Source organism: Caballeronia pedi (assembly GCF_001544915.2).
GTDB lineage: Bacteria > Pseudomonadota > Gammaproteobacteria > Burkholderiales > Burkholderiaceae > Caballeronia > Caballeronia pedi.
On the sequence record NZ_FCOE02000040.1, the window covers coordinates 43,097 to 69,000 of the forward strand.

The 25,904-nt window shown below is 64.0% G+C and carries 23 protein-coding genes and 1 pseudogene; 3 read left to right on the forward strand and 21 right to left on the reverse strand.

Translation table 11 applies throughout. The features are described 5' to 3' along the window. Window positions 1-46 precede the first annotated feature (46 nt). From AWB80_RS35045 to AWB80_RS35085, 9 genes are all read right to left on the reverse strand, one after another. Complete coding sequence (locus AWB80_RS35045) at window positions 47-1,984, reverse strand: hybrid sensor histidine kinase/response regulator (protein WP_061179233.1); 1,938 nt, start codon at window positions 1,982-1,984, stop codon at window positions 47-49. Between the two features lie 74 nt (window positions 1,985-2,058). Then, window positions 2,059-2,523, reverse strand: a complete 465-nt coding sequence (locus AWB80_RS35050; RefSeq protein ID WP_061179234.1) for a response regulator — start codon at window positions 2,521-2,523, stop codon at window positions 2,059-2,061. Beyond that, window positions 2,516-4,873, reverse strand: a complete 2,358-nt coding sequence (locus AWB80_RS35055; protein WP_061179235.1) for an ATP-binding protein — start codon at window positions 4,871-4,873, stop codon at window positions 2,516-2,518. The genes AWB80_RS35050 and AWB80_RS35055 overlap by 8 nt, the downstream gene beginning before the upstream one ends. Next, window positions 4,870-5,499, reverse strand: coding sequence for a biliverdin-producing heme oxygenase (locus AWB80_RS35060; protein WP_061179236.1), 630 nt, complete (start codon window positions 5,497-5,499; stop codon window positions 4,870-4,872). The genes AWB80_RS35055 and AWB80_RS35060 overlap by 4 nt, the downstream gene beginning before the upstream one ends. Before the next feature lie 193 nt (window positions 5,500-5,692). Next, on the reverse strand, window positions 5,693-5,944 hold the full coding sequence (locus AWB80_RS35065; protein ID WP_061179237.1) for a hypothetical protein: 252 nt from the start codon (window positions 5,942-5,944) through the stop codon (window positions 5,693-5,695). Between the two features lie 40 nt (window positions 5,945-5,984). Further along, window positions 5,985-8,681, reverse strand: coding sequence for a DNA ligase D (ligD, locus tag AWB80_RS35070; protein ID WP_061179260.1), 2,697 nt, complete (start codon window positions 8,679-8,681; stop codon window positions 5,985-5,987). A gap of 26 nt (window positions 8,682-8,707) precedes the next feature. After that, entirely contained in the window at window positions 8,708-9,604 is an 897-nt protein-coding gene (gene ku, locus AWB80_RS35075) for a non-homologous end joining protein Ku (RefSeq protein WP_061179261.1), read from the reverse strand. A gap of 274 nt (window positions 9,605-9,878) precedes the next feature. Next, a complete protein-coding gene (locus tag AWB80_RS35080) occupies window positions 9,879-10,430 on the reverse strand; it encodes a DUF6013 family protein (protein ID WP_061179238.1) in 552 nt (183 codons plus the stop codon). A gap of 155 nt (window positions 10,431-10,585) precedes the next feature. Further along, window positions 10,586-11,602: a zinc-binding alcohol dehydrogenase family protein gene (locus AWB80_RS35085; RefSeq protein ID WP_061179239.1), complete on the reverse strand. Its 1,017-nt coding sequence runs from the start codon at window positions 11,600-11,602 to the stop codon at window positions 10,586-10,588. Between the two features lie 101 nt (window positions 11,603-11,703). On the opposite strand from AWB80_RS35085, the gene AWB80_RS35090 reads away from it, so the two are divergent. Both AWB80_RS35090 and serB read left to right on the forward strand, forming a co-directional pair. Further along, the gene (locus AWB80_RS35090) at window positions 11,704-12,660 is read left to right on the forward strand and encodes a LysR family transcriptional regulator (protein ID WP_061179240.1); all 957 of its coding nucleotides are present in this window, start codon (window positions 11,704-11,706) and stop codon (window positions 12,658-12,660) included. Between the two features lie 46 nt (window positions 12,661-12,706). Further along, window positions 12,707-13,546 (forward strand): phosphoserine phosphatase SerB, encoded by an 840-nt coding sequence (gene serB / locus AWB80_RS35095; RefSeq protein WP_061179241.1) that lies wholly within the window; start codon window positions 12,707-12,709, stop codon window positions 13,544-13,546. Window positions 13,547-13,585: 39 nt separating this feature from the next. Here the strand turns inward: serB and AWB80_RS35100 are convergent, their stop codons facing one another. The 5 genes from AWB80_RS35100 to rimO form a co-directional block, all read right to left on the reverse strand. Next, window positions 13,586-14,779, reverse strand: a complete 1,194-nt coding sequence (locus AWB80_RS35100) for a cystathionine beta-lyase (protein WP_061179242.1) — start codon at window positions 14,777-14,779, stop codon at window positions 13,586-13,588. An 81-nt stretch (window positions 14,780-14,860) separates the two neighbouring features. Beyond that, window positions 14,861-15,505 (reverse strand): hypothetical protein, encoded by a 645-nt coding sequence (locus tag AWB80_RS35105; protein WP_061179243.1) that lies wholly within the window; start codon window positions 15,503-15,505, stop codon window positions 14,861-14,863. An 11-nt stretch (window positions 15,506-15,516) separates the two neighbouring features. Next, complete coding sequence (bktB, locus tag AWB80_RS35110) at window positions 15,517-16,701, reverse strand: beta-ketothiolase BktB (RefSeq protein WP_061179244.1); 1,185 nt, start codon at window positions 16,699-16,701, stop codon at window positions 15,517-15,519. Window positions 16,702-16,743: 42 nt separating this feature from the next. Then, on the reverse strand, window positions 16,744-17,667 hold the full coding sequence (locus AWB80_RS35115; RefSeq protein ID WP_061179245.1) for a sugar kinase: 924 nt from the start codon (window positions 17,665-17,667) through the stop codon (window positions 16,744-16,746). A gap of 3 nt (window positions 17,668-17,670) precedes the next feature. Next, window positions 17,671-19,008: a 30S ribosomal protein S12 methylthiotransferase RimO gene (gene rimO, locus AWB80_RS35120; protein WP_061179246.1), complete on the reverse strand. Its 1,338-nt coding sequence runs from the start codon at window positions 19,006-19,008 to the stop codon at window positions 17,671-17,673. Between the two features lie 228 nt (window positions 19,009-19,236). On the opposite strand from rimO, the gene AWB80_RS35125 reads away from it, so the two are divergent. Beyond that, window positions 19,237-20,022 (forward strand): hypothetical protein, encoded by a 786-nt coding sequence (locus AWB80_RS35125; protein ID WP_061179247.1) that lies wholly within the window; start codon window positions 19,237-19,239, stop codon window positions 20,020-20,022. A 23-nt stretch (window positions 20,023-20,045) separates the two neighbouring features. On the opposite strand, the gene AWB80_RS35130 is transcribed toward AWB80_RS35125, so the two are convergent. The 7 genes and pseudogenes from AWB80_RS35130 to AWB80_RS35160 all read right to left on the reverse strand — a co-directional run. Beyond that, window positions 20,046-21,695: a hypothetical protein gene (locus AWB80_RS35130; protein ID WP_061179248.1), complete on the reverse strand. Its 1,650-nt coding sequence runs from the start codon at window positions 21,693-21,695 to the stop codon at window positions 20,046-20,048. A gap of 36 nt (window positions 21,696-21,731) precedes the next feature. Continuing rightward, the gene (locus AWB80_RS35135; protein WP_061179249.1) at window positions 21,732-22,124 is read right to left on the reverse strand and encodes a GtrA family protein; all 393 of its coding nucleotides are present in this window, start codon (window positions 22,122-22,124) and stop codon (window positions 21,732-21,734) included. After that, window positions 22,121-23,059: a glycosyltransferase family 2 protein gene (locus AWB80_RS35140; RefSeq protein WP_244206895.1), complete on the reverse strand. Its 939-nt coding sequence runs from the start codon at window positions 23,057-23,059 to the stop codon at window positions 22,121-22,123. Before AWB80_RS35140 ends, AWB80_RS35135 begins: the two co-directional genes overlap by 4 nt. Then, entirely contained in the window at window positions 23,052-23,903 is an 852-nt protein-coding gene (locus tag AWB80_RS35145; RefSeq protein ID WP_061179251.1) for a class I SAM-dependent methyltransferase, read from the reverse strand. Before AWB80_RS35145 ends, AWB80_RS35140 begins: the two co-directional genes overlap by 8 nt. Window positions 23,904-24,199: 296 nt before the next feature. Beyond that, a complete protein-coding gene (gene phaR / locus AWB80_RS35150) occupies window positions 24,200-24,775 on the reverse strand; it encodes a polyhydroxyalkanoate synthesis repressor PhaR (protein ID WP_061179252.1) in 576 nt (191 codons plus the stop codon). Window positions 24,776-24,930: 155 nt separating this feature from the next. After that, window positions 24,931-25,671, reverse strand: a complete 741-nt coding sequence (locus AWB80_RS35155) for a 3-ketoacyl-ACP reductase (RefSeq protein ID WP_061179253.1) — start codon at window positions 25,669-25,671, stop codon at window positions 24,931-24,933. Window positions 25,672-25,745: 74 nt separating this feature from the next. Next, window positions 25,746-25,904: pseudogene (locus AWB80_RS35160) on the reverse strand (acetyl-CoA C-acetyltransferase); the annotation flags it as partial.

Here is a 25,904-nt window from a genome sequence, read left to right on the forward strand (position 1 = left end):
CTACGCACGCAACTGTCAAATTTTTTGGACGAGCGCGTGCGATAGCTTATTTCGAAGGCTGTTCCGCGAGCGATTGAATCAGCGCTTCGAGCCGCGAGAAATTCACCGGCTTGGTCAGATGATCGCGAAATCCTGCTTCGCGGCAACGGCGAATGTCCTCGTCCATGCCGTAACCCGTGATCGCGACCGAAGGCTTGTCGGGCTGCAAGGTCTGCCACGCCCGCGCAATATCCAGCCCACTGCCGTCCGGCAGGCCGATATCGCTCACGAGCAGATCGAACGGCCCGTCCTTGGCGCGCTCCAGCGCTTCTCCGACCGTTACGGCAACCGTCACGTCGTGGCCGAGCATTTCGAGCACTTCGGCCATCGCCGACGAAGTCTGCTCGTTGTCCTCCACCAGCAGCACTTTCAGCGCGCATCCCTGCTCCGCGCGCGCGGCCTCGACGCGTGGCTCATCCGCGTGCGCGGGCTGCAATCTCGCGAGCGGCAGCGTGAGCGTAAAACGCGCGCCCATATCGCGGCCCTCGCTATGGGCCGAGAGCGTGCCGCCATGTTTCTGCGCCAGCGTGCTGGCGATCGCGAGGCCGAGGCCCAGGCCGCCGAACGAGCGCGTGATGGAATCGTCGGCCTGTTCGAACGCCGAGAAAATGCGCGGCAGCGCTTCCACACTGATGCCGATGCCGCTGTCCGTCACCGACACGGCGATCGTCATCGGGTCCGGGTTCCACGTCCGCACGTCGATGCGCCCGCCCGCCGGCGTGAACTTCACCGCGTTCTTCATCAGGTTCCAGACGATCTGCTGCAGGCGAGCGGCATCGCCGAGCACGACGAATTGCGCCGCGTCGAAACGCGTGTCGAGCGTCAGGCCCTTCGCGCGCAGATCGGCCTCGGACATGTCGAGTGCGCTCGTCAGCAAGGTATCGAGCGCGACACTCGCGAAATTGAGCGACAGCTTGCCGCGCGCGATGCTCGTGAGGTCGAGCAGATCGTCGATCAGCCGCGCTTCGAGCTCGACGTTGCGGCGGATGAGATCGAGCGTCGGATGCGCCTCGCGCGGCAGCGAGTGCTTCATCTCCAGCAAACGCACGGCCGCGAGAATGGGCGTGAGCGGCGTGCGCAATTCATGCGACAGCACCGCCAGAAAATGGTCCTTCGCGCGGTTCGCCGATTCCGCCTGATCCTTGGCGAGGCGCAGCGCGTCGGCGGCCATGTGGGCATCGGTTGCGTCGCGCACGATCTTCGAAAAGCCGATCAGCTCGTCGTGCTCGCTGCGGATCGCGGTGGTCACGCCCGAGGCGAAAAACGAATGGCCGTCCTTGCGCCAGAGCCAGCGGTCGTCGCTCGCGCTGCCTTCGCGCCGCGCCGTCGCGAGTTCGGCCTCGAACACGCCCGCTTCGCGGTCTTCCTGCGCATAGAAGATGCTGGCGGACTGGCCCAGCACGTCCTGCGCCGGAAAACCGAGAATCCGCTCGGACGCCGCGTTCCATGTGCGGATGCGCCCTTCCGGGTCGAGCGTGATGACGGCGTAGTCCTTCAGCGCATCGATGAGCAGGCGGAAGTGCGTCTCCGTCTCGCGCAACGCCCGCTCGACCGCGATGCGCTGCGCGCGCTCCGCGCTCTCGCGCATCGCGCGGCGCACGACGGCGGGCAGGCGTTGCAAACGCTGCTTCAGCACGTAGTCGGTCGCGCCGCGCTTGAGCATGTCGACGGCGTGCTCTTCGCCGAGCAGGCCCGACACGAAGATGAACGGCGTGTCCGGCGCGCGCTCGCTCGCGATCGTGAGCGCCTCGATGCCCGAAAACGTCGGCATCACGAAGTCGGCGAGGATCACGTCGAAACGCTTTTTCTCCAGCTCGGCGATGAAGGTCGCGGCGTCGTACACGATCGCGGCATCGACCGCGTAATCCGCGCGCTCGAGTTGGGCGATGGTCAGCTCCGCATCGAGTGCGTTGTCTTCGACGAGAAGCAGATGCAGGGGCTGCATGATCTAGGCGTCCTCTTCGAAGGACGCTTGGGCGGGCATCGGACTGGGCGAGTTCGCGAACATGGGCGCAGCGGTCATTGCGCGGGCGGCGGGCGACGAAAACGCGTCGAGCCTGGCGGCGGTTCGTTGAGCACGGCCCAGAACACGCCGAGATCGCTGATCGCCTCGACGAACTCCGCGAATTCCACCGGCTTCACCACGTAGGCGTTGACGCCGAGTTCATAGCTGCGCACGAGATCCTGTTCTTCGCGCGAGGACGTGAGCATGACCACCGGAACACTCTTCAACGATGCATTCGAGCGGATCATGTCGAGGACTTCGAGACCGTCGATCTTCGGCAGTTTCAGGTCGAGCAGGATCACGGCCGGATTGCCGGGCGCGCGCTCCTTCCATTCGCCTTCGCAAGTGAGATAGTCGATGGCTTCCTGACCGTCGCGCGCCACGATCACTTCGTTCGCAAGCTGGCTCTTGCCGAGCGCGACAAGCGTGAGTTCGAGGTCGTTCGGATTGTCTTCGACGAGCAGTATCGGTTTAAGCATGGTCTCTTTTTGGCTTTGTGGCTGACGCCCCCGGCGTGACGCTGGCGCTGCGGAACACGACCGGCAGGGAAAAATAGAATACCGCGCCCTCTCCCAGCCGCCCTTCCGCCCACGTGCGTCCATCGTGACGCTCGACGATGCGCCGCACGTTGGCGAGTCCGATGCCGGTGCCTTCGAACTCTTCCGCACGATGCAGCCGTTGAAACACGCCGAACAGCTTCGCGCCATATTTCATGTCGAAGCCGACGCCGTTGTCGCGCACGCCGATCACGTATTCATCGGCGCTTCGGGTAGCGAATATCTCGATTTTCGCCGATTCCCGCGTTCTCGTATATTTCACCGCATTCGAAACGAGGTTGCGCAGCGCGAGTTGCAGGAACGTGGCGTCGCCGGTCACGCGCGGCAACTCGCCGATCACCCATTCGATGCGCCGCTCCGAGCCTTCCGCCTCGAACTCCTGCACGACGCCGCGCACGAGCTGGCCGAGATCCACCGGCGCGGGCCTGAGCGCCGCGCGGCCCATCTGCGAGAAGGTCAGCAGATCATCGACGAGCGTGCCCGCGAAGCGCGCCGAATCCAGCATGTTGTTCAGAAAGCGCCGGCTCTTGTCCGACATGCGCTCGCCTTCCTGCTCGCGCAGCAGATCGCCATAACCCGCGATATGGCGCAGCGGCGCGCGCAGGTCATGCGATACCGAATAAGAGAACGCTTCCAGTTCCTTGTTCGCGCGCGTGAGTTCGGTTGCGAGTTCAGCGCGTTCTTCGGCACGGCGCAGCACGATGTTGAGCAACGCGCCACGCAATTCGCTGGCGATTTCGAGTTCGCCCTGACGCCACATCGCGGAATGTCCGCGCACCGTTTCGAGCCACGGCGAAAAGTTCGTGCGCGGCGCGCTCGCGCCATCGGCGTCTTCGATCTTGACCGGCTCGCCCGCCCATTTGATCGTCTGCATCAGTTCGGGCCGGAACCAGAGCAGGTAGTTGCGAAAGATCTGCGAGACCGGCACCGCGAGCACGCCGCAGGCCTTGTCCTGGTGCGCCTGCGCGGGCGGCCAGTCGCGCGCGAGCGAGTCTGTGGCCCACACGCCGGAGGTGTGCTCCGCGAGCCAGTGCGTGAGCGCGCGCACGGTGTCCTCGTCGGGCGTCGAGCCGAGCAGCGTGACCCGGTCGTCGAACACGATCGCCGCGCCCGCCGAACGCGCGAAGCTCAATACGTCCTTCGGCACCGACTGCAAGCCGCCGACGAAGTTGTCGTGCTCGCCCATCGCCGAGATCAGGCGTCCCATCGTGCGGCGCAGCGCCGCCAGATACTCGCCTTCCTCGCGCTCTTCCTTCGCCTCGATCTGCAAGGACAGCATGTGTCCGAGATGCTCGACCGCCACGCGCGTGCTGAACGGCACGATGCGCGCGTCGTGATCGTGGCAGGACACGAGTCCCCACAGCTTGCCGCGTACGATGATCGACACCGACATCGACGCATGCGTGCCCATGTTGCGCATGTATTCCAGATGCACGGGCGAGAAGCTGCGCAGCGTCGCGTAGGTGAGATCGGTCGGACGGTTCGTCGCGGGGTTCAGGTTCGGCACGAGACGCGCGGGCCGGTAGTTCACATCGGCGACGAGACGGATACGGTTCTTCAGATACAGCGCGCGCGCCTGGCGCGGAATGTCGGACGCGGGAAAGAACTGATGCAGGAACGACGCGTAACCTTCATCGCGGTCTTCCGCGAGCACATGACTGCGCCCTTCTTCGTCGAAGCTGTAGAGCATCACGCGGCCGAAGCCCGTGATCGCGCGCACTTCGCGCACCGCGAGTTCCGCGAGCGCCTGCACGCTCGCCGCGTCCTGAAGCCCGCGCGCGAACGTGCGCACGAGCGGATACATCGATGCGAACGCGTCGCCCGTCGCGGCCGCGCCTTCCATCTCCACGATCAGCATGCCGTCATGACGATGCAGCGTGACGTCGAAGCGCGTCGCCGGCGCGACCTCGACCGCGCCGATGTAGAGCGGCGCGTCTTCGAGCGCGGACGTGGCCGCCGCCTGCGCGATGCGTTGCGCGCCCGCTTCGCCGAGCACGGCATCGAGCGAGGCGCCGAGCAACGCTTCGACGCTCGAATTGGTCAGCGACGCCAGGTTTTCGCTCGCCTGCACGATGCGAAGATGGTCGTCGAGCACGAGGAGAAAGCCATGCGGCTGGATGCCGCCGGGAACGTGGATCGGCTCGGCGTCGCAGTCCTTGCTCGCGACGCCCGAGCTGAGCGTGCGCCGGCGCGCTTCGGCATCGGGCGGACCTTGCGATGCTTCGTGCAAAGCCCGCGCGCCGATGGGTGGCTGGCTCGCGGATTCGCTCATGTAGCCGCTCCCTGCACCGGTTGCGATGTCGCGAGATCGGCGGCTTCAGGGCACAGCCACGCGTGCAGGCTTTCGAACGTCGCGATGGCTGCTTTCACCGCATCGTCATGATGAAGCGGCGGCACCGATGCCGCCGCGGTCTCGCGAAACGCGTTCCACATGCTGCCCGTGCGCGGGCCATAACCATCGAAATAGGCATTGCCGATACCGGGCGTCAGATCGAGACGCTGCGCCACGTGCGGCGCGATGAAGCGTCCGCCGAGCGTGCTGCCTTCCATCACGTACATCGAGCCGAACGCTTCGGCGACGTTATGCATGCGCGGCAGGTCGTTGCGCGGATCGGCCTGCTGCACGCAATCGCCCGTCCGCTGTTCGCCAGTCAGCGCGGCGAGATCGGCGGCGAGGAGCGGCGCCTTGCGGCGCGCATCGAAGAAGCCTTTCAGTGCTGCGGGCATGCACGCGCCCGCCGCGTCTTCCCAGGGCGCGACGTAGCCTTGAAAGCGTTCGAGCAGCGCGATGTACTCGTCGCGCTGCAGATCGTCGCGCATCAGGTCGAGCGCATTCTCCAGCCGCGCGTGACACGCGGCGGTTTCATTCTTCAAACGCGACAGAAGGTCGAGTGGCATGTTCCGTTGTATTGGCTTCGGGCCGCGAGGCGGGCAAAGGACGCGGGCATCGGAAGCGCTTACCGGTTCGCGTGCGTCGTGCAGCGCGTGCATCGGTAGAAAAAACGCGGCAAACGTTGATCCCCGGACCGCTCATGAATCAACGACTCATTCTACGCAAGCGGCCCGCGCGCTGCTATTTTCACCGTTCGGTTCACCGCTTCACCGGTTCAGCGTCGTCGCCTTCGCCTTGCCCCGGAGGAAATCCTCGTAACGGCTTGTCGGTATCCACGAGACCGCGCTCGATATCCTCATGCGCCTGCTTGCCGACATCGCGCGCTTCATGTTCCCGCTGCGATTCGACGTTCTGATCCGCCTCGTGCGGCAGCGGCGCGTTCGAGGCATCGTCGTGCTGCTTTCCCGCGCGCTCGGGCGCGCTCTTCGGACTGGTGCTGGCCTGCTTCATGATCGTCTCCCTGTGTGAATTGCGTGACCTGTGTGACCGCTCACTTGCGCGAGCCGTTCATGCCGAGCCGCTTCTTCATCGCCGCCGTGAGCCGTTGACGCGCCTTGTCGTAGCCCGTCCACGGATCGCGCTTCAATGCGTCGAGCCGCTCGCCCACGTTGCCGATATGCCATTGATCGCCGCTTTTCACGTCGTCGAGTTCGTCCCACGAGATCGGCATCGATGCGCCGAGCCCCGGACGCGCACGCAGCGAAAACGCCGCAACCGTGCTCGACCCGCGGTTGTTGCGCAGATAGTCGACGAAGATCTTGCCCTTGCGGTTCTGCATGCCCATCTTTGCGGAGAAGAGCTTGGGCAGCGTGCTCGCCATGTGCTGCGCGACCGCCTGCGAGAAGTCCTTCATGTCGTCCCAACCCGCCTGCTTCGCGAGCGGCACGACCACATGAAAGCCCTTGCCGCCGCTCGTCTTGCAGAACGACGTGAGGCCCAGTTCGGCGAGCAGTTCCTTCGTGAGCTTCGCCGCTTCGAGCATGCGTTCCCAGCCGACGCCCTCGCCCGGATCGAGATCGAACACCATGCGATCCGGCTTCTCGATGTTCGACGCCACCGCGTTCCACGTATGCAATTCGATCGTGCCCATCTGCGCGGTGCCGACGAGCGCCTGCGCCGATTCGATCGTCAGCAGCGCGGGATGTCCCGGATCGATATCGGGATGCTGCTTGATGTGCGGAATCGCGAGCTTCGCGCTGTGCTTCTGAAAGAACAGCTCGCCGCCGATATCTTCCGGCGCGCGCACGAGCGACACCGGCCGGTCTTTCAGATGCGGCAGCATCCACTCTGCGACCGACGCGTAATATTCGACGACATCGAGTTTGGAGCAGCCTGACGATTTGTCGACCACACGCTCAGGATGACTGATCTTCACGCCTTCGACTTCCGCCGAAGCCGCCTTCTTCGCAGCCGCCTTCTTCGCCGTGGTCTTCGACGCCACCTTCTTCGCCGATGCCGGCACTTCCTTCACGATCTGACGCGCGGGTTTATCGTCGCGCAGACTGACGAACGAGGCTTGTCGCACGATGCGCTCCTTGGTCCATTCCGCGAAATTGCACTCGGCCACGAGTTCGGGCCTGACCCAATGCACGGGCGTGCGGCTGCGTTCCTGCGGTTCGCTCGCAAACGGCATGCGTTGCGTCTCACGGCGGTCGAGTTCCTTCTTCACCGCGACGAGCGTCGCGTGGTCGAAACCACTGCCCACGCGTCCCGCGTACTGCAGCTTGCCGTGCGCGTCGTAGACGCCGAGCAGCAGCGCGCCGAATTGCGCGCGGCTGCCCGCCGGCTCCGAATAGCCGCCGATCACGAACTCCTGGCGGCGCCTGCACTTGAGCTTGATCCACGCCTTGCTGCGCCCCGACACATAGGTACTGTCGATACGCTTGCCGATGATCCCTTCCAGCGCCATGTCGCAGGCGCTCTTGAGCAACGCCTCGGCGTGAAAGGCGAAGTCCTGCGAATAGCGCAGCACCGGATCGTCGACGGGTTCGATGAGCGCCTTCAGGATCGCGCGACGTTGCACGAGCGGCACATGGCGCAGGTCGTAGCCGTTCAGATACGGCACGTCGAAGAAATACACGACGATGTCCTGCGGCCGTCCCGCGTCGAATGCGTTCTGCAGCGCCTGAAAATCGGGCAGGCCGCGATGGTCGAGCACCACGGCTTCGCCGTCGAGCCAGCCGCTTTCGATGTCGAGCCGCTCCAGCGCCTTCACCTGCTTCGAAAACTTCGCGGTCCAGTCATTGCCGTTGCGCGTAAGAATGCGAATCGCGCGCTTGCCCTTGATCGTTTCGATGCGCACGAGCACGCGATACCCGTCGAACTTGATTTCGTAGGCCCAGTCGTTGCCAGGCGGCGCGGTATCGACGAGCGTCGCGAGCTGCGGCTCGAACGTCGCGGGCAGCTTCGCCTTGCGCGCGCCTTCGATCGCCGGTTCATGCGACAAGGTGCGCAACGACTCGGCGCTCCGATTCGCGACGATGTCCGGATGCGCGTGTCCATTGCCTGTCGTGCTGACCGTCTTGCGCGCTGGCGCTTTTTTCGCGCTTGCCTTGCGCTCGGTCCGCCCGCGCACGGCACCGCTCTTGTCGCGCGCGCCGAGCGATGTCGACAGCACGCTGCCCGGTTTCTTCAAGAGGATGTCGTATTCGGTCTCGGGCCGCGCGTCGTCGTCGCGTTCCTTGATGAGCAACCACTGCTCCTTGTCGCCGCTGCCGCGCATGTGGCTCTTCACGAGCGTCCAGCCGCCATGCAGCTTTTCGCCGTCGAGCGTGAACTTGAGCTTGCCTTTCTCGTACTCGCGCGCGGCCTCGTCGACGCTGCCCGACTGCGGCGCCCACGTCCCGCGATCCCACACGATGACGCTGCCCGCGCCGTAGTTGCCTTCGGGAATCTCGCCCTCGAACGAACCGTAATCCAGCGGATGATCCTCGACATGAACCGCAAGCCGCTTCACCGATGGATCGAGGCTCGGGCCTTTCGGCACCGCCCATGATTTGAGCGTGCCATCGAGTTCGAGACGGAAGTCGTAATGCAGGCGGCGCGCGTCGTGTTCCTGGATCACGAACGACAACGCGCGCTGCGCGGACTTCTTCACGCGCGCGCTGCGCTTCGCGGCAGCGCCGGACGGTTCCGGCGTCTTGTCGAAGCTGCGTTTGCGCTGATAGGTTTCGAGTTTCTCAGCCATCGCCATATAGCCGTGATGTCAGACGCTCATGCGCGCTTGCGGCGTGCGGCCGCCTTGCGCGCCGGGCGCGCGGGCGCTTCGTCCTCTTCCTTCGACTGCGCGGCCTTGCCAGCGCGCTTCGCCGTGCCGCCCGTCTTCAGACTGCGCTTGAGCAGTTCCGAAAGATCGAGAATTTCGGCGGACGGCTTGCGCTCGCCGCCTTCTTCGATCTTCGTCACTTCGGCGACCTTGCCATCCTTCACCTTCTTCTCGACGAGCGCCATGATGTCGTCCCGGAAGGTGTCGTGATATTTGGCGGGGTCCCAGGTGTCGCTCATGTCTTCGATGAGACGCTTCGCCATTCCCAGCTCTTTCGGCGTGACGCCGGCCTTCTTGGTGTCCTCGTCGGGAAACTTGAATTCGCTGAAGTCGCGTACTTCGTCGCCCCAGCGCAACGTGTTGAGCGCGAGCGCGGGACCGACGGGAATCAGCGCCGCCAGATGCTGCTTGTTGTGCAGCACGACGCTGGCAATGCCGACCTTGCCCGTATCCTTCAGCGCGTCGCGCAACAACGCGTAGACCTTCTCGCCCTTGCGATCCGGCGCAAGGTAATAAGGCGTGTCGAGCGACAGGAACGAGATTTCGGGCGCGTCGACGAAAGCGAGAATGTCGACCGTCTGCGTCGATTCGGGATTGGCCGCGCGAATCTCGGCGTCGGACATCACCACGTACTTGCCCTTCTCGTATTCGAAGCCGCGCACGATGTTCTCGCGCGTGACCTCCTTGCCCGTGCTCTTGTTGATCTGCTTGTAGCCGATCGGGTCCATCGAGCGCTTGTCGAGCAGATTGAAGCCGACCTTCTCCGACTGCGTCGCCGGATAGAGTTGCACGGGCACGTGGACCAGCCCGAAGCTGATCGCGCCTTTCCAGATCATGTGCGGCATCGCGGCACCTTCGAAGCGTTGTTTGCGCGCATGCGGTTGCGGCGCGGTATCGGAGGGAATCGCACGAAGCGTGCCAAGCGTGATTGGACGTGGCCATGCGCGCCGCGTCTGAAGACACGCGCGGATGTCTGGCAAGACGTGGCCACACATCTGTAAGCTTTACTGACGAGACGTGGCACGGTAGCCGAATTAAAGGCGCTCGCGAAAAAAGACGGTTAGTTGCGAACGAAGCTTCGAAAAAACGCGCCGGAATAAACCGGCGCGTCTCTGACGCTTATTTTCGATTCGCCGTGACGGTCAGTTGCGTGCCGTCGTCGAGCGTGACGGTTTTCTTCGAGCCGGTCGAAGTCGGCATCGTGAAACGGACGATCTGACTAAAGCGGTTATCGACTGGACACTGAAGGCTCTTTCCGCCCACGGTCACCTTGCTGGTGCCCTTCGGCGCATAGGCGCGAAAGCTGATCTGGACGTTCGCCGAACCGTTGTCGCCGACCATTGGCGCGAAGCGGATCTGCACCTGCCGAACCGCCTGTCCGTCCGCACTCTTGGGCACCGACGCGGCCTGCGGACAGCCGTCCGGCACCGCCTGCGCACCGCTCGCGGCGGTGCCCTGCCAGGTGAAGTCATCGGTCTGGCCCGAGCGTATGGTGCGCGTTTCCTGCTCGTTGCCGAAATTCTTCGACGCCATCTTGACCGTGTACTTGATGGGGCCGTCATTGGGCGCTTCGGAGAGAACCTTGATGCCTGGCGTCGCCTGGGCGGTCGCGGCGAACATCGCGAGCGCGGCGACGGAAACGATGCGACGAACGATCAAACGACGATTCATGCCGCCACCTCCGTATCGAGCGCTTTTAGGAAAGGCCGGCGCGGCGAAGCGCCAGCGTACTGCAGGGCCGATCCAGTCTAGCGCTCCGCATGCCGGGCCATCCTAGTGGAAAACCCGCGTGCGGCGCGATCCCGATGACGTTCGTCAACGCGCGCTCAGAAACCGGTCAGCACCAGCTTGCCGACCGTGCGCCCTTCTTCCAGCAGGCGATGCGCCTCGCGCAGATTCGCCGCATCGATCCTGCCGAGATTCTTGCCGAGCGTCGTGCGGATCGTGCCTGCGTCGATCAGCCGCGCCACTTCGGAAAGCAGCTTGTGCTGCTCGATCATGTCGGGCGTCTTGAACATCGCGCGCGTGAACATGAACTCCCAGTGAAACGCCGCGCTCTTCGATTTCAGCAATTCGACCGCGATCGGCTTCGCGTTCTCGACGATCGTCGCGATCCCGCCTTGCGGCTTGACGACTTCGGCGGCGGCGGGAAAATGCCTGTCGGTGTCGTTGAAGATCAGCACGTAATCGACTTGCGGAAAGCCGATGTCCTTCATCTGCTTCGGAATGTCTTCGAAGTGATTGACGATGTGATCCGCGCCGAGGTCCTCGGCCCATTGCGCCGACTCCGGCCGCGACGCCGTGGCGATCACCTGGAGCTTCGCGACGCGCTTGGCGAGTTGAATGCCGATCGAACCTACCCCGCCCGCCCCGCCGATGATCAGCACCGACTTGCCCGCGTCCTTGCCTTCCGCCGACACGCGCAGCCGGTCGAATAACGCTTCCCACGCGGTGATGGTGGTGAGCGGCAGCGCCGCCGCGCAGGTGAAATCGAGCGTTTTTGGCTTCGCGCCGACGATCCGTTCGTCGATCAGATGGAACTCGCTGTTCGCGCCTTGCCGCGTGATGTCGCCCGCGTAGTAGACCGGGTCGCCGACCTTGAAGAGCGTCGCCTCGGGACCGACGGCAGCCACCACGCCCGCCGCGTCCCAGCCGAGCACGCGCGGGGTTTCCTCGATCTTGTCCTTCGGCGCGCGCACTTTCGTATCGACGGGATTGACGGCGATCGCCTCGATTTTCACGAGCAGGTCGCGGCCGGTGGGCGTGGGTTTGTCGAGTTCGATGTCGATGAGCGATTCGGGATGGGAAATCGGGAGATAGCGCGTCAGACCGATGGCTTTCATGTTTTTGCTCCGTCGAAGGTGGATTTGCTTCGATCTTAATGCGCGTCCGGCCTCTCGAAAACCGTCATAATCGCTGAAACATTTTTCGGGAATTCCATCGAATGGCGAGCGATCTTTCGGCGGAAGGCGCACCGCGCGAGCGGCTCGATCTGCTCGATGTCGGACTTTTCATGCGCGCGGCGGCGCTGGCGAATCTGTCGTCGGCGGCGCGCGATTTCGGGTTGTCGCCGGCGGTGGCGAGCGCGCGCATCGCGGCGCTTGAGCGCATGCTCGGCACGCGGCTTTTGCATCGCACGACGCGGCGCGTGTCCGTCACGCAGGAAGGCGAGATTTTCGCGGCGCACGCGCGCGAACTGCTCGATGCCGCGGAAGCCGCGCGGGCGTCGGTCGGGCGTGCGCGCGAACATCCGCATGGGCGCCTGCGCGTGACGATGCCCTCGTCACTCGGCCGCCAGCACATTTCGCCGCTGATTCCCGCGTTTTTGCGCGCGTATCCCGGCGTGAGCGTGGAGTTGCGCATGACCGATCAGATCGTCGATCTCGTCGATGAAGGCATCGACCTCGCGATCCGCATCGGCGCGCTGAAGGACTCGACGCTGATCGCCAGAAAACTCGCGAGCAACCGGCGTGTGCTGTGCGCATCGCCCGAATATCTCGCCGCGCACGGCACGCCGCGCCATCCCGCCGATCTCGTCGAGCACGAGTGCGTGATCCTCGCCGATCAGCGCGACTGGAGTTTCGAGACGCCGACCGGCGTGATCGACGTGCGCGTGTCGGGGCGGCTCGTCACGGACAACGGCGAAGTGATCCGCGATGCGCTCGCGGCGGGCATCGGCATCGGGCTGAAATCGACTTGGAGCGTCGCGCCGCTGCTGGCGAGCGGCGAACTCGTCACCGTGCTCGACGATTATCCGCTCGCGCAGACCGTGGCGATCTGGGCCGTGTATCCGAGCCGCGCGTTCGTGCCCCCGAAAACGCTCGCGTTCATCGACTTTCTGAGCGCGCGCTTCGGCGAGCCGCCCTACTGGGACGTCGATCCGGCGCGCGTGCAGCGCTGAAGGTTCTTTACAATGGCGGTTTCGCCTTCACGCGCTGCCGCCTCCGATGAACCTCGTCATTCAAAGTCTCGCCCCGATTTCCGATTCGCATCTGCGGCCGCTGGCTGCGCTCGCCCGCTCGCGCGAGACCCGGCGCGCCGACGACACGCTGCTGCGCCTGCTCGACGCCGATCCGCTCCAGCGCCCCGATATTGACGCGTATTGCGGCGCGCATGCGCTCGATTACGCCTACATCGCGCCGGACGCGAAGCTCGCCGATTTCGGCCTCGTCGCGATGGACATGGACTCGACCCTCATCACGATCGAATGCATCGACGAGATCGCGGACTTTTGCGGGCTGAAGGCCGAGGTCGCGGCGATCACGGAAGCGTCGATGCGCGGCGAGATCAAGGACTTCAACGAGAGCCTCACGCGCCGGGTCGCGCTGCTGAAGGGTCTCGACGCGAGCGCGCTGGAACGCGTCTACGAGGAGCGCCTCAGGCTTTCGCCGGGCGCGGAACGCATGCTCGAAGGCGCGCGCGCCGCGGGACTGAAGACGCTGCTCGTGTCGGGCGGGTTTACGTTCTTCACCGAGCGTCTGAAGGCGCGCCTCGGGCTCGACTACGCGCGCGCGAACACGCTCGAAATCGTCGATGGCAAGCTGACCGGGAAGGTCGTCGGGGACATCGTGAACGCGGAGGAGAAGGCGCGCACGCTGGTCGAGACATGCGCGAAGATCGGCATCGATCCGAAACGCGCTATCGCCATGGGCGACGGCTCGAACGATCTGAAGATGATGGCCGAAGCCGGGTTGTCGGTGGCATTTCGCGCGAAGCCGGTCGTGAGGCAATCGGCGAGTGTCGCGTTCAACTTCGTCGGGCTCGATGGGTTGTTGCGGCTGTTTTGATCGATGCTGGAACGGCGCCTGCGCGGCGCCGTTCGTCATTCAGCCGAGCGCCTTGCCAAGCGCGGCTTCCAGATCCGCGCGCAAGTCCGCTTCCGCTTCCAGCCCGATATAAAACCGTACCAGCACCCCTTCGTGCGGCCATTGCGAAGCCGTACGCATCGAGCGAATGTTGTACGGCATCGCAAGGCTGTGCGCGCCGCCCCAGCTCCAGCCGATCGCAAACAGATCGAGCGCTTCGACGAAAGCATCGACCTGCGCGGACGTGTAACGGCCGTCGAACACGATCGAGAACAAACCACCCGCGCCGCCCTTGAAATCACGCGTATAGAACGCGTGCCCCGGACAATCCTCCAGCGCCGGATGCAGCACGGCTGCGACTTCCGGGCGCGCCTTCAGCCACTGCGCGAGCGCGAACGCGGTGCGATCGTGTGCTTCGTAGCGCGTCTTCATCGACGGCAGACTGCGCAGCACGAGCGACGCGTCGTCCGCCGATACGCCGATGCCCATTCTCATGCGCGCGCGCTTCAGCTTCTTGTGCAGCTCGATATCGCGCGTGATGGTCGCGCCCATCAACAGGTCGCTGCCGCCAGACTGATATTTCGTCAGCGCCTGCACGGAGATATCGACGCCATGCTCGAACGGCTTGAACGCGAGGCCCGCCGAAAACGTGTTGTCGATCGCGGTGACGATGCCCTTCGCGCGCGCCACGGCGACGATCGCCGGTACGTCCTGTACTTCCATCGTCACCGAACCGGGCGCTTCGAGCCAGATGAGCTTCGTGTTCGGACGGATCGAATCGGCGATGCCCGCGCCTGTCATCGGGTCGTAGTAGGTCACTTCGAGCCCGAAATCGGCGGCCAGCCAGTCAGCGTGGTCGCGGTTCGGTGAATACGCGTTGTCGGGAACGAGCACGTGATCGCCCGCCTTCACCAGCGCGAAGTAGACGTTGGAAATCGCCGCGAGCCCCGACGGTTGCAGCAACGCGTGCTCGCCGCCTTCGATCGCGGCGAGGCGCTGCGCGAGCGCGATGGTCGTCGGCGTGCCGTGCAGACCGTAGCGCCATTTGGAATCATCGCTCCAGACGAGCGAGCGCATCGTGGCGAGATCGGGGAACACCACGGTCGAGGCGCGCGCGACCGGCACCGAGAACGACTCGAAGCCGGGCGTGATGCGATCCTCGGGCTGCACGATGCGGGTTTGCAGATCGCGTGCGTTGTTGCTGGAATCAGTCATGGTCTGGATGCAAAACGGAAAACAAAGCGGAAAACGAAGAGACCGCCGCCGGAAATCACCCGGCGGCGCGAAGAAGGCGCGTCATTCGCCGATGATGACGTTGCTCGTGCCGCCCACGGCATTCTTCGGCGGCGCAGGCGGCGCGGGTTCCAGCGACGGCGCGGCGGGCCCCTTGGCCGCGCCCATCGGCGGCAAGGTTTTGCCGGCGACGGCCGGACGCAGGTCGAACGGCTGCGCGTTCGAATCGTCCGGGTCCATGCGCTCGCCCGACACGCTGCCGTCCGCCGCGAACTTGCCGACCCAGTTGCCCGTGATATGCGTGCCGTCGCTCGATTCCTCGATCTCGAGCGTGTCACCGTCGCGATCGCCCGCGACGAGAATCACGGCCGGGCTGCCGGCGAACGTGTACTCGCCGTGCACGCCGGACGGCTCGTCGGTTTTCGCGCCGAGCTTCATCTCGATCTGCCGGTTGCCGAGCGTGCCGACGTAACGCGGAAACCGCGCGTATTCCGGATTCGGCGTGAGCGGCTTTTGCGGCGGCAGCGCGAGTTCCTTGATGGCGGCCTGCGCGCCGTGCACGTCGGCGCCCGCGGGCTCGCGCTGATCGCGCGGCAGCACGCCGGTCGAACCCGAAGGCATCGGCGAACTGCAGCCCACGAGCGCGCACAGCGCGATCGAGATCGTCGAGGCCGCGACAAGACGCGGCCCTTTCAAGCTTTGCATCATCCTTCAGTCCTTCAAATGCGCTCGAAGATCGCCGCGATGCCCTGCCCGCCGCCGATGCACATCGTCACGAGCGCGTAACGCCCGCCGATGCGCTGCAGCTCGTACAGCGCCTTCACGGTGATGAGCGCGCCGGTCGCGCCGATCGGGTGGCCGAGCGAAATGCCCGAGCCGTTCGGGTTGACCTTCGCGGGATCGAGCTTCAGTTCCTGCGACACGGCGCACGCCTGCGCGGCAAACGCCTCGTTCGCCTCGATCACGTCGATATCGGCGACGGTCAGGCCCGCGCGCTCCAGCACCTTCTGCGTCGCGGGAACCGGGCCGATGCCCATGATCTTCGGATCGACGCCCGCATGCGCGTAGGCAACGAGGCGCGCGAGCGGTTTCGCGCCGCGCTTTTCCGCGACGGACCGCTCCATGAGCACGACAGCCGCCGCCGCGTCGTTGATGCCCGACGCATTGCCCGCCGTCACCGTGCCGTTTTCCTTCACGAAGACGGGCTTGAGCTTGGAGAAGTCTTCGGCGGTCGCGTTCATGCGCACGTGCTCGTCGCGTTCGAACACGGTGTCGCCCTTCTTCGAGGCGAGCGTGATCGGCAGGATCTGCTCCTTGAAGTAGCCGGCTTCGATCGCCTTCGCCGCGCGCCGGTGCGATTCGAGCGCGAGCGCGTCCTGCATCTCGCGCGTAATGCCGAACTTCTGCGCGACGTTTTCGGCCGTCACGCCCATGTGGATTTTGTCGAACGGATCGTTCAGCGCGCCGACCATCATGTCGACGATGCGCGTGTCGCCCATGCGCTGGCCGAAGCGCGCGGCGGGCATGATGTACGCCGCGCGGCTCATGTTTTCCGCGCCGCCGCCGATGGCGACATCGGCATCGCCGAGCAGGATCGATTGCGACGCCGAGACGATCGCCTGAAGGCCCGAGCCGCACAGGCGATTCACGGTGAGCGCGGGCGCGTGCTGCGTCACGCCGCCTTCGAGCGCCGCGACGCGCGCGAGATACATGTCGCGCGGCTCGGTATGCACGACGCTGCCGAACACGACATGGCCGACTTCGTCGCCCGCGACGTTCGCGCGCGAAAGCGCTTCGCGCACGACACGCGCGCCGAGATCGGTCGGGCTGAAGTCCTTCAGCGCGCCGCCGAAATCGCCGATTGCCGTGCGCACGCCGCTCACCACCACCACTTCACGTTGCATGTTGCCGTCTCCGTCAGTTGTGTTCGTCAGATCATGGAAGGGTTATTCGGCGAGCGCGCGCTCGACGGTGGCCTGGTCCGGAATCGGCGCGACGGCGCCGAAGCCCTGCGTCGACAAGGCCGCCGCGACGTTCGCGTAACGCGCCGCCGCGAAAGGATCGTCGCCCGCGACGATGCGCGCGATGAACGCGCCGCCGAAGCAGTCGCCCGCGCCGGTGGCATCGACCGCCTGCACGACGCGGCCCGGCACGACGCGCCGCTCGTCCGGCGTCGCGATATACGCGCCTTCGCGGCCGAGCTTGAGTGCGACGACCTTCGGGCCGAGATTCAAAAGTGCGTCGACGATCGCGTCCTTGTCTTCGTGGCCGGTGAGCAGCGTCACGTCGTCCCAGCTCGGCAGGCAGATATCCGTCGAGCGGATGGCTTCGAGCATCACCGCGCGGGCGCGCGCGAGCGGCCACAGCTTCAGGCGCAGGTTGGTATCGAAGCTGACTTTCACGCCGTGCGTGCGCGCGTGATCGATCGCGGCGAACGCGGCGTCGCACGCCGACACGCCGATCGCGAGGCTGATGCCCGACAGATGCACGACCTTGGCTGCCGCGATCGCATCGAGCGGCAGATGCGACGGCGCGTAACGGCTCGCCGCCGAACCCGCGCGCAGATAGTCGAAGCGATGCCCGTTCTCGCCGTGCGACACGAAATAGACGCCCGTGGGCGCGTCGTGATCCACGCGCACCGTGGAAGTATCGACGTTTTCCGCGCGCCACAGATCGAGCAGCAACTGCCCGAAATGATCGTTGCCGACCGCGGACACGAAGCCCGTCGACGCGCCCTGTCGCGACGCCGCGATCAGGAAGTTGGAAACGTCGCCGCCGAAGCCTTGCAGATAGTTCGGCTGATCGCGCGTCGACTGGTTGAACTCGACCATGGCCTCGCCGAGCGCAAGCACTTGCGGAGTCTGCGGCATACGTTAGACCTCGCCCCAGAGATCGTGGCCATCGGCGCCGGTGATTTTCACCGAGACGAAGTCGCCGGCCTTGTAGCGCTTCGATGCCTTGGTTGCCGGCGCGATGTAGACCACGCCGTCGATTTCCGGCGCATCCGCCGCCGTGCGGCCGATGCCGCCGTCCGTGCTCACTTCGTCGACGAGCACCTTCAGCGTCTTGCCGACCTTCTTCTTCATGCGTTTTGCCGACAGCGCTTCCGCGAGTTCCATGAAGCGCGCGCGGCGTTCCTCGCGCACTTCGTCGGGCAGCGCGCCGTCGAGCTCGTTCGCGGTGGCGCCTTCGACCGGCGAATACGCGAAGCAGCCGACGCGGTCCAGATCCGCTTCCTCGATGAAATCGAGCAGCGTCTGGAACTGCTCTTCCGTTTCGCCCGGAAAGCCTGCGATGAACGTGCTGCGGATGGTCAGGTCCGGGCAGATCTCGCGCCAGATCTTCACGCGTTCGAGCACCTTTTCGGCGTTGGCCGGGCGCTTCATGCGCCTGAGGACTTCCGGATGCGCGTGCTGGAACGGCACGTCGAGATACGGCAGCACGTGGCCGCGCAGCGGGCCTTCAGCCATCATCGGGATGACTTCGTCGACGCTCGGATACGGATACACGTAATGCAGGCGCACCCACGCGCCGTATTGCGCGGCGAGTTCGCCGAGCGCGCCGACGAGGTCGGTCATGCGCGTCTTGAGCGGCTTGCCGTTCCAGAAACCGGTGCGGTATTTCACGTCGACGCCGTAGGCGCTCGTGTCCTGCGAGATCACGAGCAGTTCCTTCACGCCGGACTTGAAGAGATTTTCGGCTTCGAGCATCACCTCGGCGACGGGGCGCGAGACGAGGTCGCCGCGCATCGACGGAATAATGCAGAACGTGCAGCGATGGTTGCAGCCTTCGGAAATCTTGAGATACGCGTAATGGCGCGGCGTGAGCTTGATGCCGGCGGGCGGCACCAGATCGACAAACGGATCGTGCGGCTTCGGCAGATGCGCGTGCACCGCGTTCATCACTTCGTTGGTCGCGTGGGGTCCGGTCACGGCGAGCACTTTCGGATGCACTTCCTCGATGAGGCCCGTGCCGCTCGCGCTCTTTTTCGCGCCGAGGCAGCCCGTGACGATCACCTTGCCGTTTTCGCTCAACGCCTCGCCGATCGCGTCGAGGCTTTCCTGCACGGCTTCGTCGATGAAGCCGCAGGTGTTGACGACCACGAGGTCCGCGCCGTCATAGGTGCCGGAGATTTCGTAACCTTCGGCGCGCAACTGGGTGATGATCTGCTCGGAATCGACGAGCGCTTTCGGGCAACCGAGCGACACCATGCCGATTTTCGGTGCGGGAGTCGTCCGGGCGGTTGAATCTAAAGAATTTTTCACGGGGAGGATGTTTTTGCGGGGCGCACTGGGCCAATCCGACATTTTACCCCGGAGCGTTGCCGCGGACTCACTACACGGCCTAACCGATGCCGATGAGCACTTCGGACACTTCTTCACAATCGCGCGCGAGTCGAGCCCTACCATCGCGATTCCCTCACGCAACGTCATCGCCCGATGCTCGACTCCTCCGCCCTTCGCGACTTCAACCCGCTTTTCATCACCCCCTGCTACTCCGGCCAGGTGACGTCCGGCTACGCCAACAGCATGCTCACGCTGACCAACGAACTCTGGCGTCTAGGCGTGCAAGGCTCGATGCGCATCCGCTCCGGCGAAAGCCTCGTCACCCGCGCGCGCAATGAAGCCGTCGCGCATTTTCTCGCGCAGAAACAGCATACGCATCTCTTCTGGATCGATGCCGACATCGGTTTCACGCCCGACCAGGCGCTGCGACTGCTGCTGGCGGACCGCGATGTCGTCGCGGGCGTCTATCCGTTGAAGCGCATCGACTGGACCGGCGAGATTCCCGCCGGCCTCACGCAAGAGCAGTTTCTGACGCGCGCGCTGCGCTATCCGGTGAATTCGCGCAATGGAGCGCGCGTGGCGATCGATAGCGACGGCTTCATGGAAGTGGACGAAGCGCCGACGGGCTTCATGTGCATCCGCCGCTCGGTGCTCGAAACGATGATCGCGCGGATGCCGGAACTGCAATACGTTCCCGACGCGCCGCCCGATTCCCCGCTGCATGGCTACTGCCATCGCTTTTTCGACGTGATGGTCGAGCACGAGACCGGACGCTATCTTTCCGAGGACTATGCGTTCTGCCGCCGCTGGCGCGACCTGGGCGGAAAGGTCTTCGTCGATGCGGGCTCCAGACTCGCGCATCATGGGTCGTACACGTATCGCGGGGATTTCGGCGCGGCGTGGGCGCAGGACCCGGAGCGCGCCGTGGGCGGGCTGTGAGCGGACGACGCGACGCGTCGTGCTCATTGACGCCTGAAGACGCTCACCGGAGAACCATAGCGCCCCGATATCGGCGCCGTGGTATGTACCAGCACGTAGTGCTGTCCCGTCAGTCGTTCAAGCAGCGCCTCGGACATCGCAAAATTCTTCATTCCCTCGATGACAGATAGCGGCTCCTGCATCGCCACGACGACGTCGGGCGGCGTGCGCAGCGTCTGTGCGAGCATTTGCATGCGCGTCGATTCCGGCAGCGCGACCGCTATGTACGGCCAGCACATGTTGAGGGGATAAGCGCTCGGCGCTTCATGGGCCAGCAGAACATGCGGCAGACAGCTCCAGGAAAACACCTTGTCCTGCGGCTTGATGTACTGCATCACTTCGCGAGTGGACTGGTTGATCGGCGCCCACTGGTTTTTTAACTCATTCTCCGCTCTCATCCCCGAGTAGCTGAACACGAGCGCTGCCGTCAGAAGGATCGAAACGGCGGAGCCGGACAGTGAAATTCGCGGGGACGAATTGGCGAGCAAGAGTCCCATCGTGAACGCGACGGGAGCCAGGCACGCAAGGAAATAGTGCGGAAAGAACGTCAGCGCCAGGACCGCCTGCAACCACGCGCCGATCATCCACGCGACGCCGAGCGTCAAGGCAATCCGACGTCTCGTCCAAGCTTGCTCACGGGTGCGGAGCAGCCACGAGAACGCCCATGGAACCATCGCGATCATCGCGATTGCGGTCCATACGCGGTGTGCGCTCAGGAACTGGGCCAGATTCAACTTCCACAACGGAATCAGAAAGGATCGCTGCGCATTCTGTAGAACATCCGTCACGAGACTCGTCGAGAGGCCGGCACGGTAGTACATCGTGCTGAACAGATAATTGTGCAGGGTCCCGGTGAGCATCAGATGGAGCGCGAAGCCGCCGAGGCAAAGCGCGGCCGCGCAACCCGCCCCCAGCGTCCATGGCAGCAGCGCGCGACGCCGCACGATCGCCATCCAGCAGAGGATCAGCAGCGCCGCGGGAAGAATCGAGGTTTGCTTGACGAACCACGCGAGAAACACGAGCACGCCGATCAGCAGACCATGGGCGAACCAATGCCGCGCCGGCATGCGCGTCAATGCGGCCAGCAGCGCCAGTTCAGGCAACGCCTGATACAGCGCGATATTGAGTCCATCGTCCGTTGCGCGTACATCGGAAGCCAGAACGACATACAGCGAAGCCGCCGCGAGACCCGCCAGAACGAATGAACGCGATCGTCCGCCTGCGCTCATCCTCTCCGCGTGGTCGCGCGACACGCTCACGATCACGCCGAACAGGAGCAAGCCTGTAGCGCCGATCCATAGCGCCTCGGCCACGCGTGCGGCCCCCGCCAGCCCGAGCGCGCGAGCCAGAAGCAGCAGGATCGGGCTCCAGTAGATCTCGACGAGCGGATTCTTCGTTTCGAACGACGCCCAGTAAGGCGCCTGACCATGCGCGATGTTATTCGCCATGAACACGAAGTGCGCGCCATCGCGCTGAACGGGAGCGGGAAAATTGGCGTACGCGTAAAGCGCGACGAGCGCCGCGATGATTACCGATGCGAGCAGTTCCCAGCGACCGACGCCGTAGGCCGCCCGCTTTTCAGTGCGTGCCGGATCCGGTGCGCGCGAACGGACAATGTCATGTTCGACTGCCAACTGCCTCTCTCCTTCTTTACAAGCATGCGACCGAGACTAGCCCGGGACGCGCCTCGTCGCATCGAACGTCCAGTAGCGATTGACGATGAAATTGCACACCGGGACGACAGCGATCACATAAAGCTGCGCGTTGAAATAGTTGCAATGCAGGTATTCGACGAGGCTGTAGACCATCGCCGTATTCAGCCCCAGGCCGCCCAGCGACACGATGACATAACGCCAGAGCCCCGCGAAATGCGATCGCTGCGACTGAAAAGTCCATCGGTAATTGAGCGCGAAGGAAATGAGCAAGGCGGCGCTGAAGCCAGCCGCGGCCCCCGCCGCAGGACGCCAGCCGAACCATTCGACACAACACGCGAGAATCGCGAGATGGGCGAGCGTGCCGAGCCCGCCCGCCACCAGATAGCGGATGAATTGCCTGGTTATCATTCGGCGTTCCATTGCGCGATGACATAGCGCGGTCTTCGCTTCACCTCCTCGTAGATGCGCGCGACATACACACCGATCAAACCCATGCCGAGCATCAACGCGCAGCCGAGGATCAGTAACAGAAGGATGATGGTCGTGAAACCATCGACGGCCGTCCCCGACAATTTGCGAAACAGCGTCTGAGCGCCGAGTATCACAGCGAAAGCCGCGAAGCCGAGGCCGGTGCCGATCAACAGATAAAGCGGCGCGGAAGAAAACGAAGCGACGGCCGTGACGGCGAGACGCATGAGTTGCATGGTCGACCAGCCGCTCTCGCCGCCTGCCCGCTCGTCCACGTCGTAGCGAATCTGCGCGCGCTCGAAGCCGAGCCACGCATTCATGCCGCGGAAAAACAGATTGCGTTCGCCCATCGCCCGCCATGCCTCGACGACGCGGCGATCCATCAGCTTGTAATCGGAAGCGCCGCGCAAGTCGAAGCCAGTCAGTCTGGAGAAAATCGCATAGAACGCCCGGCTATTGATGCGGGTGAAAATGCTCTCCTTCGCGCGCGCCCGTTTGACGGCCTCGACGACATCGGCGCCTTGACGCCAGCTCGCGACCATTTCGGGGATCAGCGTCGGAGGATGCTGAAGATCGCCGTCCATCACGATTACGGCATCGCCGCGCGCATGTTCGAGACCCGCCGCGAGCGCGGCTTCCTTGCCGAAGTTGCGACTCAGTCGCGCGGCCTTGACTTCGGCGAACAGAGCGCATTGCTGCTCGATCACTTCCCAGGTGTTGTCGGGAGAGCCGTCGTCGATCAGCACGAGTTCGTAGCGAATCGGAATGTCCTTGAGGACCGCGATGATTTCCTTCAGCGATTCGGCAAAATGGCTGGCTTCGCGATAAAGCGGAATCACCAGCGACAGCAAGGCTTTCTCGGACCGGTCAGACACGATGCACACCCATGCAGGCAACCGTCGTGGCAGGCAGCCACATGTTGTAGCGGTTGAGCGCCTGAGGCACCGTGAGACCGAACTTCGCGGCGATCAACGGCAAGGGGAAAGCGTGCGGATACGGCACTTCCTCGACCACCTCGAGCCCGCGTTCCTTCATCAGTCGAGACAGCGTGCGTTCGTCGAAATACAGCACATGCTCGGGGTATTTGAACGACGGCCACCGGTTGCCCATGAGCCGCCTCCAGAAACTGCCGAAGTCGGGAGCCGCGAGCAGAAGCGTGCCGCCCGGCTTGAGCTTGCCGATCAGCGCATCGAGAAATTGCTTCGGATGGTAGGTATGCTCGATGACGTGCGTCGCGATCACGCAGTCGAAGCGCTCGTCTTCGGGAACGGCGTCCGCACCGCCGAGCCAGACCTGGTCCGCAAACCGGCGGGCGCTCTCGACCGCATTGCGCGAGAAATCCGTCCCGGAGCGACGTTCGAAGAATGGGCGCGCTTCGTCGAGCAGATAGCCGAATCCGCAGCCGACTTCCAGCAGCGAACCACCGGTCTTGCCCCGGCTATTCAGAAACGACAGCAGACGCCGGAATGTGCGGCGCAGCGCCTCTTCCTGATCGGAGTAACTTTCGTAACCCTCGCCGTCTTCGCCGCCAAAATAATTGTCGTCCTGATAGAGCGAGAGCACTTGCTGCTCTGTCGCGCGCGGTGCAAGGTAAGCCATGCCGCATTGCGCACATGCGCAAACTGCATAGGGATTGCCGGTTTCCCCGCCATACAGCCGGTCGCGCTGCGAGCTGCCGCAAAGCGGGCAATCCGGAATCTCGTATTCCAGATCAGACATAGATTAGAGGCGAGACGCGGTCCGAAGCGTGGCTCGAGGCTGGCCGCGCGACCCGCTTGCTGAAGGATCAAACGCACATTATATGTGATCGCGAACAGCAATCTCCGGCATATGACTGACTGGAAGCAGTTAAAGCACGGTATATCGGTGAATCTCGAAAGGTCGAGTACGAAGCTGGACGCTTTGGAATTGAACACCCTCAGCCACACGTGCGCAACGACGCGGGCAGTTGGAGCGAGGTGCCGCGCTCGCGCCCGCATCGCTCACAGAGCGGGCGCCGAACGCACCCGCCAAGACTACTTCTTCTCCGTCGACGGCGGCGTGGGCGTCGGGAACGGGAACGTATTGAACATCGACTTCGCCTGCGACTGCATCTGCTCCTGCATCTGCACGAACATGTTCTTCGACTGCTCGATGTAGCTCGTCATCATGCCCTGCATCATCGGCGCCTGCATGTTCATGAACTGCGACCAGACTTCCGGATTGAGCGCGTTACCGTCGTAGATACCCTTGCTCTGCTCCGTCAGCTTCTGCTGGATGTCGATGAACGCCTGGATGTTCTTTTCCAGGTACGTGCCCATCATGCCCTGCATCGCGTGGCCGTAGAAGCGGATGATCTGCGAGAGCATCACCGACGAGAACATCGGCAGGCCGCCGCTCTCTTCCTCGAGAATGATCTGCAGAAGGATGCTGCGCGTGAGGTCGTCGTTGGACTTCGCGTCCAGCACCTTGAAATCTTCCTGATCGAGCACGAGTTGCTTCACGTCCGACAACGTGATGTACGTGCTCGTCTCCGTGTCATACAGCCGACGGTTTGGATATTTTTTGATGAGTCTTTCGGCGGCTTTCTTTGTAGTAGTAGTGGTGGTCATTTAACGCCTTTAAACGCAAAACTTTACTGCGATCGCAGCAAGCAGGTCTTGCGTTGTCGCAAAAAAGCGCTGCTGCATGTTCGCCGCATCGTTGATAAATCCGGCGAGTGGCGGCTTCCCGCGACGCTGAACAGCGCGCGGGAAGCCGCCGCCCGTCAGCCCATATGCAAGCCGCCGTTCAGCGAGAAGTCAGCGCCGGTCGAGAAGCCCGATTCGTCGGACGCGAGCCACGCGCAGATCGAACCGATTTCGTCAGGCGTGCCGAGACGCCGCACCGGAATCGTCGCGACGATCTTCTCCAGCACTTCCGGACGGATCGCCTTCACCATGTCCGTGCCGATATAGCCCGGCGACACCGTGTTGACCGTCACGCCCTTGGTCGCCACTTCCTGCGCGAGCGCCATCGTGAAGCCGTGAATGCCGGCCTTCGCCGTCGAGTAGTTCGTCTGGCCGAACTGCCCCTTCTGGCCGTTCACCGACGAAATATTGATGATGCGGCCAAAGCCGCGCTCGACCATGCCGTCGATGACCTGTTTCGTGACGTTGAAGAGGCTCGTCAGGTTGGTATCGATGACCGCGGTCCAGTCTTCGTGCGTCATCTTGCGGAACACGACATCGCGCGTGATGCCCGCGTTGTTCACGAGGATATCGACCTCGCCGACTTCGGCCTTGACCTTGTCGAACGCGTTCTTGGTCGATTCCCAGTCGCCGACGTTGCCTTCCGAGGCGATGAATTCGAAGCCGAGCGCCTTCTGGTCTTCGAGCCATTTCACCCGGCGCGGCGAATTCGGGCCGCAGCCCACGACGACCGTGAAGCCGTCCTTGAGCAGGCGCTGGCTGATACTCGTGCCGATGCCGCCCATCCCGCCGGTTACATACGCTATGCGCTTCGCCATTCCTCACTCCATTTTCGTTATGCGGACGACGATCTCCGTGCCGTCCGCTGGCCCTTCCCAATCCTGCCAGTGACTTACAGACGTTCCACCGCCAGCGCGACACCCATGCCGCCGCCGATGCACAGCGACGCCAGACCCTTCTTCGCGTCGCGCTTCTGCATTTCGTGCAGCAGCGTGACGAGAATCCGGCAACCCGATGCGCCGATCGGGTGACCGATCGCAATCGCGCCGCC

Bases quoted from the DNA above. Each gene is read 5' to 3' on its own strand.
- AWB80_RS35045 (WP_061179233.1), bottom strand. From the start codon at position 1,984: ATGCAGCCCCTGCATCTGCTTCTCGTCGAAGACAACGCACTCGATGCG.
- AWB80_RS35050 (WP_061179234.1), bottom strand. From the start codon at position 2,523: ATGCTTAAACCGATACTGCTCGTCGAAGACAATCCGAACGACCTCGAA.
- AWB80_RS35055 (WP_061179235.1), bottom strand. From the start codon at position 4,873: ATGAGCGAATCCGCGAGCCAGCCACCCATCGGCGCGCGGGCTTTGCAC.
- AWB80_RS35060 (WP_061179236.1), bottom strand. From the start codon at position 5,499: ATGCCACTCGACCTTCTGTCGCGTTTGAAGAATGAAACCGCCGCGTGT.
- AWB80_RS35065 (WP_061179237.1), bottom strand. From the start codon at position 5,944: ATGAAGCAGGCCAGCACCAGTCCGAAGAGCGCGCCCGAGCGCGCGGGA.
- ligD (WP_061179260.1), bottom strand. From the start codon at position 8,681: ATGGCTGAGAAACTCGAAACCTATCAGCGCAAACGCAGCTTCGACAAG.
- ku (WP_061179261.1), bottom strand. From the start codon at position 9,604: ATGCCGCACATGATCTGGAAAGGCGCGATCAGCTTCGGGCTGGTCCAC.
- AWB80_RS35080 (WP_061179238.1), bottom strand. From the start codon at position 10,430: ATGAATCGTCGTTTGATCGTTCGTCGCATCGTTTCCGTCGCCGCGCTC.
- AWB80_RS35085 (WP_061179239.1), bottom strand. From the start codon at position 11,602: ATGAAAGCCATCGGTCTGACGCGCTATCTCCCGATTTCCCATCCCGAA.
- AWB80_RS35090 (WP_061179240.1), top strand. From the start codon at position 11,704: ATGGCGAGCGATCTTTCGGCGGAAGGCGCACCGCGCGAGCGGCTCGAT.
- serB (WP_061179241.1), top strand. From the start codon at position 12,707: ATGAACCTCGTCATTCAAAGTCTCGCCCCGATTTCCGATTCGCATCTG.
- AWB80_RS35100 (WP_061179242.1), bottom strand. From the start codon at position 14,779: ATGACTGATTCCAGCAACAACGCACGCGATCTGCAAACCCGCATCGTG.
- AWB80_RS35105 (WP_061179243.1), bottom strand. From the start codon at position 15,505: ATGATGCAAAGCTTGAAAGGGCCGCGTCTTGTCGCGGCCTCGACGATC.
- bktB (WP_061179244.1), bottom strand. From the start codon at position 16,701: ATGCAACGTGAAGTGGTGGTGGTGAGCGGCGTGCGCACGGCAATCGGC.
- AWB80_RS35115 (WP_061179245.1), bottom strand. From the start codon at position 17,667: ATGCCGCAGACTCCGCAAGTGCTTGCGCTCGGCGAGGCCATGGTCGAG.
- rimO (WP_061179246.1), bottom strand. From the start codon at position 19,008: ATGGTGTCGCTCGGTTGCCCGAAAGCGCTCGTCGATTCCGAGCAGATC.
- AWB80_RS35125 (WP_061179247.1), top strand. From the start codon at position 19,237: ATGCTCGACTCCTCCGCCCTTCGCGACTTCAACCCGCTTTTCATCACC.
- AWB80_RS35135 (WP_061179249.1), bottom strand. From the start codon at position 22,124: ATGATAACCAGGCAATTCATCCGCTATCTGGTGGCGGGCGGGCTCGGC.
- AWB80_RS35145 (WP_061179251.1), bottom strand. From the start codon at position 23,903: ATGTCTGATCTGGAATACGAGATTCCGGATTGCCCGCTTTGCGGCAGC.
- phaR (WP_061179252.1), bottom strand. From the start codon at position 24,775: ATGACCACCACTACTACTACAAAGAAAGCCGCCGAAAGACTCATCAAA.
- AWB80_RS35155 (WP_061179253.1), bottom strand. From the start codon at position 25,671: ATGGCGAAGCGCATAGCGTATGTAACCGGCGGGATGGGCGGCATCGGC.